Below are 15,221 nucleotides of genomic sequence, written 5' to 3'. Positions count from 1 at the left end.
TACCGCGGCCTCGGCCACCACGAGGACGATCAGAAGAAGGTGCGGGACCATCCGAGCGAGCGAAATTNCGAACCCGCAATGTTGCCGAACTTGCCGGAACGGAAGACCTGACGAATCTCCGCGCTGCCCAATGCGACCTCTTCGTAGATCGGCTTGAGCATGCCCTTCATCGCGGCCTCGACATCGTCGATCGCCGAGTAGATGACGTTGTAGTACTTGATCTCGACGCCCTCGGCATCGGCAAGTTCCTGAACACGCTCTGCCGGGCGGACGTTGAAGCCAATGATGACTGCGTTGTCCACGGTCGCCAGGTTGACGTCGTTCTGGGTAATCGCACCGACACCGCGGTGGATGATACGCAGAGCAACTTCTTCGCCCACGTCGATACGCAGCAGCGAATCTTCCAAGGCTTCAACAGCACCTGAAACGTCACCCTTGATGACCAGGTTGAGGGTATCAACCTCGCCTTCCTTGAGGACCTTATCGAAGTCTTCAAGGGAGACACGCTTACGGCGCTTGGCCAGCATGGCCTGACGCTCCGCAGCCTCACGCTTATCAGCGATCTGGCGGGCAGTACGGTCATCGGTGGCAACCAAGAAGGAGTCACCAGCGCGAGGAACCGAGGTTAGACCCAGCACTGCAACCGGCGTCGAAGGTCCGGCCTCGGACACGTCATTACCGCTGTCGTCGAACATCGCACGAACACGGCCGTGCGAGGAACCGACAACCAGGGAGTCGCCGACGCGCAGAGTACCGCGCTGAACCAGCATGGTTGCCACAGCACCGCGTCCCTTGTCCAGGTTCGCTTCAATGGCCACACCGCGTGCGTCCGTATCCGGGTTCGCTTCCAGGGTCAGTGCCGCATCAGCGGTCAGCAGCACGGCCTCGAGAAGCTCATGGATGCCCTTGCGCTGCTTGGCCGAGATGTCGACGAACATGACGTCGCCGCCGTATTCTTCGGCAACGAGGCCGTACTCGGTGAGCTGTGCACGGATCTTCTCCGGGTTCGCCTCTTCCTTATCGACCTTGTTAACGGCAACAACGATCGGCACGCCAGCGGCCTGCGCGTGGTTAATTGCTTCAACGGTCTGAGGCATGACACCGTCATCGGCTGCGACCACGAGGATCGCGATGTCGGTAACCTGCGCACCACGGGCACGCATAGCGGTGAAGGCCTCGTGACCGGGGGTGTCGATGAAGGTGATCGGGCGGCGCGTACCGTCCTCTGCGGTGACCTTCACCTGGTAGGCACCGATGTGCTGAGTAATGCCACCGTGCTCAGAATCGACGACGTCGGTGTGACGGATCGCGTCGAGCAGCTTGGTCTTACCGTGGTCGACGTGGCCCATGACCGTGACGACCGGGGGACGCGGTTGCATGTTCTCTGCGTCGTCGAGTTCCTCGGCTTCGAGGTCGATGTCGAAGGACTCGAGCAGTTCGCGATCTTCGTCTTCAGGAGAGACAACCTTGACGTCGTAGCCGAGCTCTGCGCCCAGTGCTTCGAAGGTGTCTTGATCCAGCGACTGCGTGGCGGTTGCCATCTCTCCCAAGTGGAAGAGGACGGTAACCAGCGCTGCGGGATTAACGTTGATCTTCTCAGCGAAGTCCGCCAAAGAGGCACCCTGGCGGATACGGATCTGCTGCCCATCGCCGCGAGGAATCGACACGCCGCCAATGACGGGTGCGTTCTGCTGTTCAAACTCTTGACGCTTCGCGCGCTTCGACTTACGTCCGCGCGAGCTCTTGCCGCCACCGCGACCGAACGCGCCCGGCGTTGCGCCGCGGCCGCCACCGCGACCACCGCGAGGCGGAGCGAAACCGCCACCGGCATTTGCTCCGGGAGCGCCCTGACCGCCGCCGTTACCGCCACCGGGACGGGTACCGCGGCCTCGGCCACCACGAGGACGATCAGAAGAAGGTGCGGGACCATCCGAGCGAGCGAAATTCGCCTGTCCGGGCATCATTCCCGGGTTCGGACGCGGACCGCCACCTGTTGGTGCGCCACCTCGCTGCGGACGAGGGCCACCGGAACGCCCGCCCTGTGCGCCTGCAGGACGCGGGGGACGTTCGCCACCCTGAGCGCCGCCGCGAGCGGGACGTGCTCCCCCGCGGCCACCCTGGCTACCACCGGGACGAGGCATGCCCTGGCTGGATGCGTAGGGGTTGTTTCCGGGGCGCGGACCGCCGGGACGAGGTGCACCGGGGCGAGGCGCACCCGGCTTAGGTGCTGCGCCGCCTGCGGGACGGGGTGCACGAGGCGCGCCCGGCTTGGGAGCTGCGCCCGGCTTGGGGGCAGCGGCGTGAGTATCACTTGCAGGGCGAGCACCCGGCTTGGGCGCGCGAGTTTCCTTCGCGCTTTCGGCTGCTTCGCCCTTCGGGGCCTCAGCCTTAGGTGCGCGAGGCGCAGGCTTGCGCGAGGCGGGCTTGGGGGCCTCGGGAGTGGGGGTTTCGTCCTTCACTGAAGCCTGAGCGGACTCTGCCGGCTTCTCAGCGCTGACCTGCGCGCGAGGCTTGGGGGCAGAGGGCTTCTTGGACGTGCTCTTGGCGGCATCGCCCGATGCGGCTGATCCGGAGAGCTTTTCGAAATGTTCACGCGCGTCACGCGCGACAGGGGGTTCAAGTGCGGAGGACGAAGCCTTGACGTATTCGCCCTTGTCTCGTAGGTAGGCCAGCAATTCCTTGCTGGGGATTCCGAGCTCTTTCGCGAGCTCGTGGACACGCAGTTTTGCCACTTTTCTCCTTGTTCGGGAACGTCCCCGAAACGGAGACGTATCACTGATATTGCAGGCAGCTCATCGCTGGGTACTCATCGGGTGCCCATGGGCTTTCAACCCGCTTTCGCTACTCGTTGTCCGGCGCCCTGTGCGCCGCTGACAGAATGGCCTCCCCCAAGGCCTTCCACTGCTGGTCGGTCATGTCGACCGTCCTGCGCAGTGAACGCCCTATCGCCCGCCTAGTGCGGGCAAGGTCTAGGCAGCGAGTTTCGGGATGAAACCACGCTCCCCGACCGGGAAGTTGACGACGGTCATCAACGTGGAGATGTCCGTCGGTAGAGGCAACGACACGGATTAACTCCGAGCGTTGCGCGCGTATTCCACAACCCACACAGGTGCGAAGCATAGAGGTGGATTGAGACACGCCTTCAAGCTTAGCTGGTTCAGTCCTCATCCAAGTCATCGGATTGTGAGCGACTGATCACGTCATCCGGAGTGGACGAACGCGACGCCAGTGCTTCTTCACCGTTTTCGGTGTCCGAGTGAATGTCGATGTGGAAGTCCGTCAGACGCGCAGCGAGGCGTGCGTTCTGGCCTTCTTTACCGATTGCCAGCGAGAGCTGGAAGTCAGGGACAATCGCGGTGGCAGTGCGCTGTTCAACAGAGTGAACAACCACGCGGGACACGCGAGCCGGAGACAAAGAGTTAGCGACGAAACGCGCCGGGTCTTCTGACCAGTCGACGATGTCGATCTTTTCTCCACCCAGTTCGTTCATGACTGCACGCACACGCGAACCCATGGGGCCAATGCAAGCACCCTTGGCGTTGACGCCCTCGCGGGTTGCCAAAACAGCGATCTTCGAGCGGTGTCCAGCTTCGCGGGCGATTGCCTTAATGCGGACCAGTCCCTCTTGAATTTCGGGAACCTCGCGCTCAAAAAGACCCTTGACGAGGCCGGGGTGAGTGCGCGACAAGGTGATGCGAGCACCACGATCAGTGCGCTCGACGGAAACAATGAGCGCACGCAGGCGGGTGCCGTGGGAGTAATCCTCGCCGGGAACCTTTTCAGAATCGGGAAGAACGGCCTCGAAATCATCAGCCAACTTCACGATCGTCATACGCGAGTCACGGGACTGCTGAACGACACCGGTAACAATCTGGCCGGTCTTGCCAGCAAAGTCACCCAGGACGCGCTGATCATCGGCGTCACGCAGGCGCTGCATAATGACCGAACGCGCGGTGGACTGGGCGATGCGGCCAAAGTTCTTCGGGGTGTCGTCAAATTCACCGATGGGGTTGCCATCATCATCTTCTTCGGTGGCCATCACGGTGACACGGCCGGTGCGCTTATCAATTTCGATGCGAGCCTTTGAAATCGCACCGGGGATGTTGTGGTAGGCCTTGAGCAGCGCTTCTTCGATGGCGTCAACCAGGGTATCGAGCGATACCCCCTTCTCGTGTTCGACCATCCGCAGGGCGGTCATATCGATTTCCATAGCGTCTCTCATTCCCACGAGCCGAAGTCGACGCGCGAACGCGCCTTCTTGATCTCGTCATATGCAATTGTGTGGCTTTCAGCGCCGGTATCTACAGTAGCGCTTTTCTCGTCTGCCTGGCTGACTCGTCCCACGACCTTGTCACCGTTGCGCAATTTCACGCTGACAAGTCCGCCGATCTGACGCATCCAGTGTTCAGGCTTCTTCAGCTCTCGTTCAAGGCCGGGAGTGGATACTTCCAGCATGTAGGCGTCCGAGATCGGGTCGGCTGAATCCATGGCTTTGGAGATTGCCCGTGAGATTTCGGCAAGAGCATCGGAAGACAGACGCTCCCCGCCAAGGGGTTCTTCAACGGTGATGCGACACACCAAGTCGCCGTTTTGTTTGAGGATCGTTACCGCGTCAAGCTGCGCCCCCGCTTGGGTGACGATACCTTCGACCAGCGCACGGACCTGTTCTTCAATCTGTGTGGGTGCCACCTTCACTCCTTCACGCGACACGGTATTCTAGGCAATCGTACTCGTCTTTTGACCATGGGATGATGTTGTTGTGAAACACCCGAAACTCTTCACTGCGTGTATTGCTGTCCTCAGCATGTCCTTGGGGGCATGCGGAATCCACCTGGAATCTTCCGCTACGCACTTGCCCGCATTGACCGGTTTCGCCCTTTCCCGCGATGCTTCGGCAAGGACCGAGGCCGCCGCGGCCCAGCGCGCGCATTCCCTCGCGGCCCTTGCAAGCGAGTGTTCCTCCTGTGCGTCTTCTCTCGAGGCCCTTGCGCAGAGTTCGCAGCAGCGCTTGGATTTCCTCGGTGGAGTGTGGGATCCGTGGAAGGACCAAGAGAATTCCGCCGGTCTTCCCCAGCCTGAAGAGGTTGCCGAGGCCCCTTACACGATCGAAGAATTCATTTCGTGGCTCGTGATCTCGGCTCGCCGGGACCTGCGTGCAGCCAGCAACCCCACGACTTCCTCTCCTGAGCAATCGCGCCAACTGACCGCAGTCGCGCTGGGACGCTACGCCTCGGCAGTGCAATTGGCTCAGGCCTACGCGATCGACATAGATGCGGGCGATCAGGGCGTTGATGCTCTCGCCCAGCGATTCACCCAGGCCACAGGCGCCACCCCCAATTGGCTCGTCCGCCAGGGAGCTTCCTCTGACCTCACTCTCCCCCAGCCCTCGCAAACAACTTCCGCTTTTTCTTCTTCCGACGAGGCCGCCGCGTCCACCGCGAGCTGGGACTGCATCGCACAGACTCTGCCGAAGTCTGCGGTCCACACCGCCGACTTCTACGAGGCCGAGACCATTGAGAACGCTCTCCTTGATCGCGCCTCGCGCTCTCTGGAACGCGGGAGCAAGGATTCGCGCCAATTGCGTTGTTCTCTTACGAACACCTCGCCTTCTGATCTTGCCCAGGCCAGCCTTCGCGCCGATGTCAACCTGCTCCAGTCAGACTCACAAGATGTTCGTCTTTTCGGCGTTCAAGCGGCCCTTGACGATCTTCGCCTGTGGGCTGGTGCTCCGACCGTTACTTTCCCGGCGGTGGTGACACTTCAATGAGCTCGGGACTTGCCGATTATCGTGATCTGCTCCCCCGCGGGGACGCGGATGCGCTCCACATCGAGCTCGATGACGGGGCAATCCTCATTTCGGGGCGCTATGCCTTGATCATGATCCGCGAAGATGAAGTCATTGATTCGGCAATGTGGTACGAGGTTCAGAGCGCTCGCTGGGAGGGCGAGAAACAAGAGTTGAGCGTGAACTGGGTTGATCCGGCACGTTCCCCTCTAGTTGTTCATTCTTCGCATTCTCCCATGCGTCCTTTTATGGAAGACATCAGCGAGAAGGTCAATCGCACTCAGGTTCTGGTTCGCAGCGTGAAAGCTCCAAACGGTGCGGTGATTACCGCGCAGATTCGCAAGCGTGAGGATGGAGAGTTGTTTTCTGTTCTTGCAGCACGCGGAAGGCTGGATGACGAGGCGATGGAGCTTGCGCATTCCCTTGAAAAACAGCTGCGTGAAAGCGTCGGTTTGGAGTAGTCCAGGAGTTACTGTGCGCGCTCGGTGAAGCGCTGACGTACTTCTTCTAGACGCATCAGCTCTCGGAAAGCCTGAGTGTATTGGGGATCGTCTTCGCTCAGGCGTTGAAGGTTCGCATTCGCATCCGCCAGTCGCCTTGTCACATCGAGGCGGACCATCGCGCCCATCGCTCCCCTGCAGTACGCGCGGAGCTGGTCCTCGCGGTCTTGAGGGAGTGGAGCAACCGCTAATTCCACCAACACGGCTGCCACTTCGGGAATCATGAGCGCACGGACATCGTCGACGAAGGCCCGCGTTGCCGCCTGGACAGCCTTGGCGCCAGTCCCAAAGTGTTCTTCTGCTTGGCGAAGGACTTTCACGAAAGCATCCAAGCCGCCTGCGGCTCGGATCGCGTCGTGAACTGCGCGGTAGGAAGGAACAGAAAACGCCTCTCCCCCGAGTTCTTCGAAGCCCGATCCCACCACGTACATGGGGTATTGAATGAGTGCTTCGAGGGCTTGCCGCTCGATGCGAGAAACCGGGTCCTCGGGGCCTCGCCTCACAGGGGCAGGCTGCGGAGTTTCCGCGGGCGCTCCCCTTCCCGCATACGAGGCCGGGCGCGAGTGCGCGCTTGAACGAACCGCACGCGAGACCTCGGAAATATCCATACCGATCCACCCCGCAAGCGAACGCGTGTACTCGCGTTGGAGCGCGTGGTCGCGGATACGAGCAACGACGGGAGCCGCCGCACGCAGAGCTTTCACGCGCCCTTCTGCGGTGCGCAAATCGAGTTGACGCAGGACCGAACGGATGACGAACTCAAAAAGTGGCGTCCGAGAGTTCACTAACTCCACAACGGCGCGTTCTCCTTGGGCCATGCGGAGTTCACAGGGGTCCATGCCATTGGGTTCAACCGCGACGAAGGTCTGGGCTGCGAAGTTCTGGTCCATTTCGAAGGCGCGAAGGGCGGCTTTTTGTCCTGCCGCGTCGCCATCGAAGGTGAAGATCACTTCTCCACCGTGGGTTTTCCCATTGCTGAGGACAACTCCAGCGGCACTGTCCGCGCTGTCTCCTAAAAGCCGGCGGACAATTTTTACGTGGTCTTCACCAAAAGCGGTACCGCAACTTGCGACCGCGTAGCCGACACCGGCGGCGTGGGCAGCCATGACGTCCGTGTAGCCTTCGACGATAACGACCTTACGGTTTCGTGTAATTTCTTTCTTCGCAAGATCGAGGCCGTAGAGGACTTGGGACTTGTGATAGATCGGGGTTTCCGGGGTGTTGAGGTACTTCGGAGAATCTTTGTCGTCGTCGTTCAACCGCCTGGCGCCAAAGCCAATCGTCGCTCCCGTAATGTCGCGAATTGGCCACATGAGCCTGCCGCGGAAACGATCGTAGAGGCCACGGTTTCCGCGAGTTGCAAGGCCTGCAATCTCGATTTCTTGATCGGTAAATCCCTTGGAGCGCAAGTGCCGGGTGAGCGCATCCCATGAACTGGGCGAATAGCCGATTCCGAAGTGACGACAGGTCGCCTCATCGAAGCCTCTCCTGCCAAGGAAACGACGTCCTTCGTGAGCTTCTGGGGAAGAGAGCTGCGCCTGGTAGAACTCTTCGGCGACGCGGTGTGCGTCAAGGAGGCGCTGGCGGCGACCGGGTTCCTCGCGGCGAAGGGTCCCGCTTCCTGCGGCCTCGTAACGCAAAGTAATTCCGGCCTTGAGGGCAAGGGCTTCCACGGCCTCGGTGAAGGAAAGAGAATCGACTTTTTGGACGAAACTGATGACGTCCCCACCTTCACCGCAGCCAAAGCAGTGCCAAAAACCTTGGGAGGGGCGGACGTGGAACGAGGGCGTACGCTCGTCGTGGAAAGGGCACAATCCTTTCAAAGAATCGACACCTGCTGGACGCAGGGCAACTCGCTCGCCGACGATTTCTTCAATGCGCGAAGCATCACGTACGGCGGCGATGTCTTCTTTGAGAATCAGGCCGGCCATGAGTTCAGTTTAGCGAGTGGACACTTTTCTAGCAGAAAGATGTGGATGGCATCGGCCACCCCGATCCGCTTTCTCACAACTGTGAGGAGAGCATGCCGCACATGCGCGCGTGCCAGCGCGATGCGGAGATATCGGTCAACGAGGAGACTTGGTCGATGACGACACGTAGGCGCTGTCCCTCGTCCGTGGTTGAGCGCCATTGAGCGGCAAAAGGCGGCTCGAGATATTCGGGACCGGCGTTGACAAGAGCATCAACCAGGTCGTTGAGGAGCGTGCGCTGCTGGTAGTAAACGGGTTCGCTTTCGCGCGGACTCATGACGTAGTGGACCGCCATGCCCTTGAGGACTTGGATTTCCGCGCGAGTATTGGCCGGGACGACGAGCTCGGCGAGGTAGCGCCCCAGGGGCTGGTCTCCTGCGACCTCACGGGTCGCCGAAACCGTTGCGTTGGAGAAGCGCCCGATCAACTCGCTGGTCAAGTCCTTCAGGGCAGCCAAATCAGCGTAGGAGCCACTGAAAGACGCCATCCATTCGGGCATGGTCACTAAACGCTCGAAAGCGCGGTAGAGATCGTCTTCGCAAATCGATGTGCCATACCACTTCATGGTGGATTCAATGACCCCTTGGGTATGGGAATCGCTGCGTAGGCGTTCAAGGTCCATTTTCCCCGTTGCAACAGCATCTTCCATGTCATGAACCGAGTATGCGATGTCGTCAGAAAGGTCCATGATTTGGGCTTCGAGGCAGCGCTTGCCCGCTGGGATTCCTTGACGCATCCAATCAAAAGTCGGGCGGTCGTCCTCGTAGACGGAGAATTTACGTTGAGACTTCACCGGGTCTGGGCCTTCACCCCGCGCCCACGGGTATTTGCAGATCGCATCCAAAGTGGCACGCGTCAGGTTCAGGCCCGCCGGGCCATCTTGGCCAATAACTTTAGGTTCCAGACGCGCGACGATTCGCAAGGTTTGCGCGTTTCCTTCAAAGCCGCCGATCTCGCGAGCCAACTCGTTGAGTGCGAGCTCCCCATTGTGCCCAAAGGGCGGGTGGCCCAAATCGTGGGAAAGACAGGCTGCGTCCACCACATCGGGGTCCGCTCCCAGTTCTTTGCCTAATTCGCGCCCGACTTGGGCGACTTCGAGAGAGTGAGTGAGGCGGGTTCGGACAAAATCATCCGATGTGGGCCCCAGAACCTGTGTTTTCTCCCCAAGACGCCGCAAAGCCGACGAATGGAGTACTCGCGCACGGTCGCGTTCGAAATCTGTCCGAGATCTGGATTTCGCTGTCTCTGGGACGAAACGCTCACAATCGCTGGGCACGTAGGCAGGGGAAGTGTTCACATGATAAGCCTAACTGTTTGTTGAAGGCTTTCATTGCATAAGATGGTGTTGTGCATTCAACGAACGGGACTCAGGTGGTGACTACCCTCGTCCATGCTGCCCGGAAAGGCACTCATCCGTGGTGGTATTCGTCGGTCATTTGCCGCATTCCCCGGCGCGTTGACCATGATCTTGCTCAGCAGCTCAGCGAAGAGGCAATCCGCTTTGCTCGCGTGGGCGTTGATGCCCTCGTGCTTTCTCCGATCCCCCAGATGATTTGGGGCGTCAATCCAGAACTTATTTCGCTGGTCAAGCGTTTTCACAGGGTCGGTGTCAAGATCATCGTCCATCTTCCCGGTTCAGCTGATTGGAATACCTACGATTTCAACGGTCCTTACTCCGCCGATGAGACGGTGACGACTCTGCTTGGCCGCGTTAGAGCATGCGTAGATGCAGGCGTCGACGGGATCGACTTTGGGACTCTGCCGTTCATTCACTATGGGCCGGATTCAGTTGAACGCCGAGAGTTCATGCATCTCTTGCGCGTGGTCATGGCCGAGGTAGCTAACACTGATACCTTGCCTATTCTGACTTCAAGTTTGCCCCACATGGACGACTCGGATTTGCAAGAGATTCTTCAAGAATCCTGGTTCCATCACCTGCGTAATGACACTCTTCTTGACATCGAGTGGAAGAACCCGCAGCTGTGCGATGCTATCGCGAATACTTTCGCCAACCGCGACCCTGTGGGGCACGTGGCCGCTTGGCCCGCGCTTCCCTACGATGACAGTGAGATTCATCGTGCACGCACTCTTTTCGCCCTAGCCCTTCCGGGAGCTACTTATTTCGATTCACCGTCAAAAGACACCATTTCCAGTTCCTTTGTGTTGATGGTCCAGCAAGCTTTGCGTACGCGCGAAGAGCACGGAATGGGAACGGGCTCTCTTGCCCATGTACGAGGCCTCCCCTGGGCTGGTCCGGATTGCTTGGTTCACATGAGCGCTCAGGTTTTGGTTGTTTTCAACACATCAGATACCACCGTTGTTGTTCCTTCCGAACACCGTCCCTTGGTGTCAACGGGTGTTCTGCCAACTTCCGTTGCGTCTGATACTCCACTAGCCCCTGGTCAGTGCGCTTGGTTTGAAACCGCACGCATTCACCCGCGCACGTTTGCCACGGAATAAGCATTGGACTGCCCGTACACTTAAATCACTGTTCCATCACACCTGGAGACTACGTGGACTTCATTAAGCGACTTCTCGCGATTTTCATCCAGGCCGCAGGCCAGAGCGCCCAAGACGAAATGTGCTCATCGAAGCGCCGCAAGCGCTCATCTTCTTCCCGCAGCGCAGGAACTCAGGCTCATTCACCCAAGGCTCGCACGGCCGCGGGAAAAGAAAACAAGGTCTGGGACGTGTGCACGCTCGGCTTGCCACCTTTCCAATACGCTCCCAATCCCGATGGCGACGCGGATCCGGGCGAAGTCGTGTGGACCTGGGTCTCCTACGAGGATGACCCCAGCCAAGGCAAGGATCGTCCCGTTGTTGTCCTTGCGCGAGTATCTCAGGGCCTTGTCGTCGCACAGCTCACTTCTAAGGATCACCGCAAGGACGCCGAGCAAGAGGCACATTGGGGACGCTATTGGTTCCCCATCGGCACCGGCGCGTGGGATTCTCAGGGACGTCCCAGTCAGGTGCGCTTGGACCGCCTTCTCATCGTCGCCCCTGCAGATGTTCGCCGCGAAGGTGCAACCGTCGATCACTCAACCTATAACGCCGTGTGCGATGCCTTGCGCGCACACTGGAATGCCTAAGTTTTTTCCCCATAACACTGCGAGGACGAACCATGACTGATTCCGCTGAAATTGCTCGCTTGAAGGCCGAGGCCGCACAGGCCGCCGCCGAAGCTGCTGCCGCTAAGGCACAGGCTGCGCAGGCTGCACTTGACGCTGCTCTTGCCACGCAGGCTAGTCAGGGCAACCAGAGCGAGGCCGCGCCCCAGCAGGCGGCCCCCGCTGAAACTCCTGCAGCACCTGCGGAAAGTACACCCGCCACCCCCGCCGTGGCCTCGGCAAGCGAAGGGGAACTGCAGGGATACGCGGAGCAGGTCCGCGCAGGGTATTCCTTCACCGCGCCTTCGATGCGACTGGGAGCTTTCTTGGATGGCGATACCCCGGTTCCCGGCGCGCCCGTGGGGATTCCGCTGGGCTTGATGAACCGTCACTGCCTGGTTGCGGGTGCAACAGGTACGGGTAAGACGCGTACCCTCCAGCTCATGGCAGAGCGCCTCTCCGAGGCCGGTGTACCCGTTTTTGTCACCGATATCAAGGGAGACCTGACGGGTCTAGCACAGGCGGGTAGCTCTTCCGAAAAACTCCTTGCTCGTTGCGCAAGCATCGGACAGAACTGGGAAGGAAAGGCCTTCCCCACGGAACTGCTCACTCTGGGCGGACGCGGCGAAGGCGTTCCGATCCGTACAACTATCACCGAATTTGGCCCCCTTCTGCTTTCGCGCGTGCTGGGGTTGAATGACACGCAGTCCTCAGCGCTGCAGTTGATCTTCCACTGGGCGGATAGCCAGCAGCTCGCGCTGATTGACCTGAAGGACCTGCGCGCCGTCATCGACTACCTGACGAATAACGACGAAGGCAAGGAAGAACTCAAGGGAATCGGCGGGGTCTCCCCGGCGACCGCTGGCGTGATTTTGCGTGAACTGGCTGCTTTGGAGGCCTCGGGCGGCGATGTTTTCTTCGGTGAACCCGCCTTTGATATTTCCGACCTTATGCGCATGTCCACAGACGGTCGCGGCGTGATTTCCTCCCTTGAGCTGCCCGACTTGGGCAGCCAAGGCGCGTTGTTCTCGACCTTCCTCATGTGGCTCTTGGCTGAGCTTTTCCAGACGCTGCCCGAGGTGGGCAATCCGGATAAGCCCAAGTTGGTCTTCTTCTTCGACGAGGCCCACCTGCTCTTCACCGACGCTTCCAAGCAGTTCCTCCAGGCGGTTGTGCAAACGGTTCGTCTGATCCGTTCCAAGGGCGTGGGCATTGTGTTTGTCACCCAGTCCCCCACCGATGTTCCCGATGAGGTCTTGGCTCAGCTTGGCTCGCGCGTTCAGCACGCACTGCGTGCACACACACCGAATGATGCAGCGAACCTCAAGAAGGCAGTGTCTACTTTCCCCACCTCGCCCCTGGATTTAGCTGAAGTGCTGACTTCTCTGGGTACCGGTCAGGCCGTCGTGACGGTTTTGGATGAGAAAGGCCGCCCGACCCCGGTCGCGCCCACCATGCTGGATGCGCCCGCCGCGGTCATGGGACCGGCCGAGGCCTCGGTCGTATCCTCGATCGTGAGCTCGTCCCCCTTGCTCGCGCACTACCGCGATGCCGTCGACAATGAGTCGGCGTTTGAGCTAATGGAAGCGCGACTTGCCGCAGCAGCTCAGGCCGCCGAGCAGGCAGCCGCTGAAGCCCAGCGTGCGCTTGACGAGGCCAAGGCTCGTAAAGAAGCTGAAAAACAGGCGGCGAAGGAAGAAGCTGCGCGCCAGAAGGAACTCGAGCGCCTGCAGCGCGAGGTTGAAAAGGCTGAAGAGCGCCGTCAGCGCGAGTTGGAAAAGGAAGCCTTGCGTCGTCAGCGCGAGGCTGAGAAGGCCGAAGAGCGCCGCCAGCGGGCAACGCAACGCGTGATCGAGTCCACGGTGAAGACCGTGGGAACGACCGCTGCTCGTTCACTCACTCGTTCGATTCTGGGGACGCTTTTCAAGTAAATTCAGAGATTTCGGGCATTTCTCGACACTTTATCGACGACCTGTCACAACCTCTGTCGGATATTTCACCTTACGACGCGAAAGGGAATGAAATCGGCAAAAATGGAGTTGTCAGAAGTGATGGCAATGGTGCGTCCCTCATGGGCGCATCTATAGATAGGTTTTAGGAGAACAATATGACTCAAGCACACCCCGTTGTTGCAGCAGCTCTTCAGCAGGCTCTCGTTGATTTGACCGATCTGTCACTTCAGGGCAAGCAGGCTCACTGGAACATCGAAGGCCCCGGCTTCCGTTCGCTCCACCTACACCTGGACGAGATCATCGACGAGGTTCGCCTTGCTGCTGATGATGTCGCCGAGCGCATGGCAGCAATTGAAGTTGCCCCTGATGGCCGCGCAGCGACCGTCGCAGCAACCTCGCTGGTTGACCCGATGGAGCCCGGCTTCCTGCCCACCGATAAGACCGCTCGTCAGTACGAGGAGCGCCTGCTGGGCGTTGCCGAGCGCATCAAGGCAACCCTGGATCCGGTGGACGAGCACGATCACCTGTCCAACGACCTGCTGACCGGCATTGCAACCGGCCTGGAGAAGCAGGCCTGGATGCTGCGCGCAGCAACCAAGGATCTCAACTAATTAATTGAGTCTGGCTTCAACTGGGGGGCGCCTCTTCGGAGGCGCCCCCCACTTTTGTCTCTTGAGGGCTATTCCCCTTGAGACACGAAAAAACTAAACTATCGAGTACCGTGATTCCCCGAGCTCAATGGAGGCTCGTCATGTCCACAATTCCTGCCACGAAATCAAAGACAACAACCCACATAGGGACTGCGATTTCCTTCGTCATTGCGGCCTCGCTCGTCATCTTTTCGATGATCACCGGCAAAGCGACCGTCATCTGGGTGTGTATCTTGGGCGTTCCGACACTTGTGTGGGCAATTTATCGGCGCTCATGGCTTGCCGCAGCGCTTGGGCTCATTGAAGTCTTCTGGATCTTCATCGTCCTTGCGCTGGGAGACCTAATCTACGGAAGCGCAATCTAGCCACAGGCAACCTCAGCTCCGCCCGAGCCTCTCCGCCAATTCCCGCGCACCCCATTGACCGGGCGCACTCTCACGTCCGCTCACGGCAACGAAAGAGGCAACTCCCCCATCTTCAGGCTGAGTCGCACGCGTCTGGCGGCCAAACTCACCCATCGCTAAGACGATTGACGGGGCCGACACGTACTCGGCCGCCCACCTCTGGACCAATTCAACATTGAGCGCGTCACGCTCCGAATTGGCTAAAACCGCAAGCTTTGCAACGTCTGCACCCAAAGCTGCCATGGTTTCCAGAAGCTCTCGCATGATCTCCGATTCGGGAGTCACCTCGAAGTCATGGAAGGACATGATGACCTTCGCACCCGCAGCGTGTGCCTTCTCGGTCAATGCAGGCGCAGCCGGCGTCATTTCCACATCTACCGCATCCATTCCGCACTCGGCCAGTAGCTCAACGATCTGGCCATAAACCGGCGTTGAAACTTCAGCATTCCCGCCCTGAGCAACTGTGCGAACAGTAGCCAAAACAGGCACATCCGAAGCCCCCAAGATCTCTGTCGCAGACCTTGAAATTTCTTCGCGGGCCTGGTCACTCAGTTCTTCACCTGAAAGCCCCGTTAGAACGTCTAAGTAGTCCACGCGCCACTCGAACATATCGTGCGGCTCAGATGCGGCGGCCTCGATCTGTTCAAGGACTCCACTCGCATCCCCCGCCATCAGAGGAACAATGAAAACTACCGGCTGCCCACCGCCCAGAAGCACTCGGCCTCGTGGAGAAATAGCACTCACGGGGTCAAGCAATCCCGCGCCCACACCTGAAGGCGCTGCGCCGTAGGCCTCGCCCAAATCACTGCGTCCAATAACAACAGGTTCCATGACGTCCCCTCCGGCAAACAAT

General features: G+C 59.6%; 13 protein-coding genes and 1 pseudogene. 7 read left to right on the top strand and 7 right to left on the bottom strand.

Translation table 11 applies throughout. From position 1 onward, the window contains the following. Positions 1-56: 56 nt before the first annotated feature. From infB to BQ8011_RS04365, 4 genes and pseudogenes are all read right to left on the bottom strand, one after another. Positions 57-2,732, bottom strand: a pseudogene (gene infB / locus BQ8011_RS04380) (translation initiation factor IF-2); the annotation flags it as partial. Positions 2,733-2,841: 109 nt separating this feature from the next. Next, the gene (locus tag BQ8011_RS04375) at positions 2,842-3,168 is read right to left on the bottom strand and encodes a YlxR family protein (protein WP_083429990.1); all 327 of its coding nucleotides are present in this window, start codon (positions 3,166-3,168) and stop codon (positions 2,842-2,844) included. After that, positions 3,158-4,210 carry a transcription termination factor NusA gene (gene nusA, locus BQ8011_RS04370; RefSeq protein ID WP_034502543.1) on the bottom strand — a complete coding sequence of 351 codons (1,053 nt, stop codon included), beginning with the start codon at positions 4,208-4,210 and terminating at the stop codon, positions 3,158-3,160. Before nusA ends, BQ8011_RS04375 begins: the two co-directional genes overlap by 11 nt. An 8-nt stretch (positions 4,211-4,218) precedes the next feature. Beyond that, positions 4,219-4,689 carry a ribosome maturation factor RimP gene (locus BQ8011_RS04365; RefSeq protein ID WP_072457632.1) on the bottom strand — a complete coding sequence of 157 codons (471 nt, stop codon included), beginning with the start codon at positions 4,687-4,689 and terminating at the stop codon, positions 4,219-4,221. Between the two features lie 70 nt (positions 4,690-4,759). On the opposite strand from BQ8011_RS04365, the gene BQ8011_RS04360 reads away from it, so the two are divergent. Both BQ8011_RS04360 and BQ8011_RS04355 read left to right on the top strand, forming a co-directional pair. Then, complete coding sequence (locus tag BQ8011_RS04360; protein WP_072457630.1) at positions 4,760-5,767, top strand: hypothetical protein; 1,008 nt, start codon at positions 4,760-4,762, stop codon at positions 5,765-5,767. Further along, positions 5,764-6,246, top strand: a complete 483-nt coding sequence (locus BQ8011_RS04355; protein ID WP_072457628.1) for a hypothetical protein — start codon at positions 5,764-5,766, stop codon at positions 6,244-6,246. The genes BQ8011_RS04360 and BQ8011_RS04355 overlap by 4 nt, the downstream gene beginning before the upstream one ends. An 8-nt stretch (positions 6,247-6,254) precedes the next feature. Here BQ8011_RS04355 and dnaG read toward each other — a convergent pair whose 3' ends face one another. Together dnaG and BQ8011_RS04345 are read right to left on the bottom strand one after the other, a co-directional pair. Next, positions 6,255-8,216, bottom strand: a complete 1,962-nt coding sequence (gene dnaG / locus BQ8011_RS04350; RefSeq protein WP_072457626.1) for a DNA primase — start codon at positions 8,214-8,216, stop codon at positions 6,255-6,257. 73 nt (positions 8,217-8,289) lie between these two features. Next, the gene (locus BQ8011_RS04345) at positions 8,290-9,552 is read right to left on the bottom strand and encodes a deoxyguanosinetriphosphate triphosphohydrolase (protein ID WP_072457624.1); all 1,263 of its coding nucleotides are present in this window, start codon (positions 9,550-9,552) and stop codon (positions 8,290-8,292) included. A gap of 77 nt (positions 9,553-9,629) precedes the next feature. Between BQ8011_RS04345 and BQ8011_RS04340 the strand changes: the two genes are divergently transcribed. The 5 genes from BQ8011_RS04340 (at position 9,630) to BQ8011_RS04320 (ending at position 14,329) form a co-directional block, all read left to right on the top strand. Then, positions 9,630-10,715: a hypothetical protein gene (locus BQ8011_RS04340; protein ID WP_231945375.1), complete on the top strand. Its 1,086-nt coding sequence runs from the start codon at positions 9,630-9,632 to the stop codon at positions 10,713-10,715. Between the two features lie 53 nt (positions 10,716-10,768). After that, entirely contained in the window at positions 10,769-11,344 is a 576-nt protein-coding gene (locus BQ8011_RS04335; protein ID WP_072457620.1) for a type II toxin-antitoxin system PemK/MazF family toxin, read from the top strand. A gap of 32 nt (positions 11,345-11,376) precedes the next feature. Beyond that, positions 11,377-13,293, top strand: coding sequence for a helicase HerA-like domain-containing protein (locus tag BQ8011_RS04330; protein WP_072457618.1), 1,917 nt, complete (start codon positions 11,377-11,379; stop codon positions 13,291-13,293). 176 nt (positions 13,294-13,469) lie between these two features. Further along, complete coding sequence (locus BQ8011_RS04325; RefSeq protein WP_034502528.1) at positions 13,470-13,925, top strand: Dps family protein; 456 nt, start codon at positions 13,470-13,472, stop codon at positions 13,923-13,925. A 140-nt stretch (positions 13,926-14,065) separates the two neighbouring features. Next, positions 14,066-14,329 (top strand): hypothetical protein, encoded by a 264-nt coding sequence (locus BQ8011_RS04320; RefSeq protein ID WP_072457616.1) that lies wholly within the window; start codon positions 14,066-14,068, stop codon positions 14,327-14,329. Between the two features lie 12 nt (positions 14,330-14,341). Here the strand turns inward: BQ8011_RS04320 and aroD are convergent, their stop codons facing one another. Next, on the bottom strand, positions 14,342-15,199 hold the full coding sequence (aroD, locus tag BQ8011_RS04315) for a type I 3-dehydroquinate dehydratase (protein ID WP_072457614.1): 858 nt from the start codon (positions 15,197-15,199) through the stop codon (positions 14,342-14,344). Between the last annotated feature and the right edge of the window lie 22 nt (positions 15,200-15,221).

Source organism: Actinomyces marseillensis (assembly GCF_900155605.1).
Classification (GTDB): Bacteria; Actinomycetota; Actinomycetes; order Actinomycetales; family Actinomycetaceae; genus Pauljensenia; species Pauljensenia marseillensis.
Note: the sequence above shows the minus strand (reverse complement) of the source record. Positions and strands in the feature narration are given on the sequence as shown.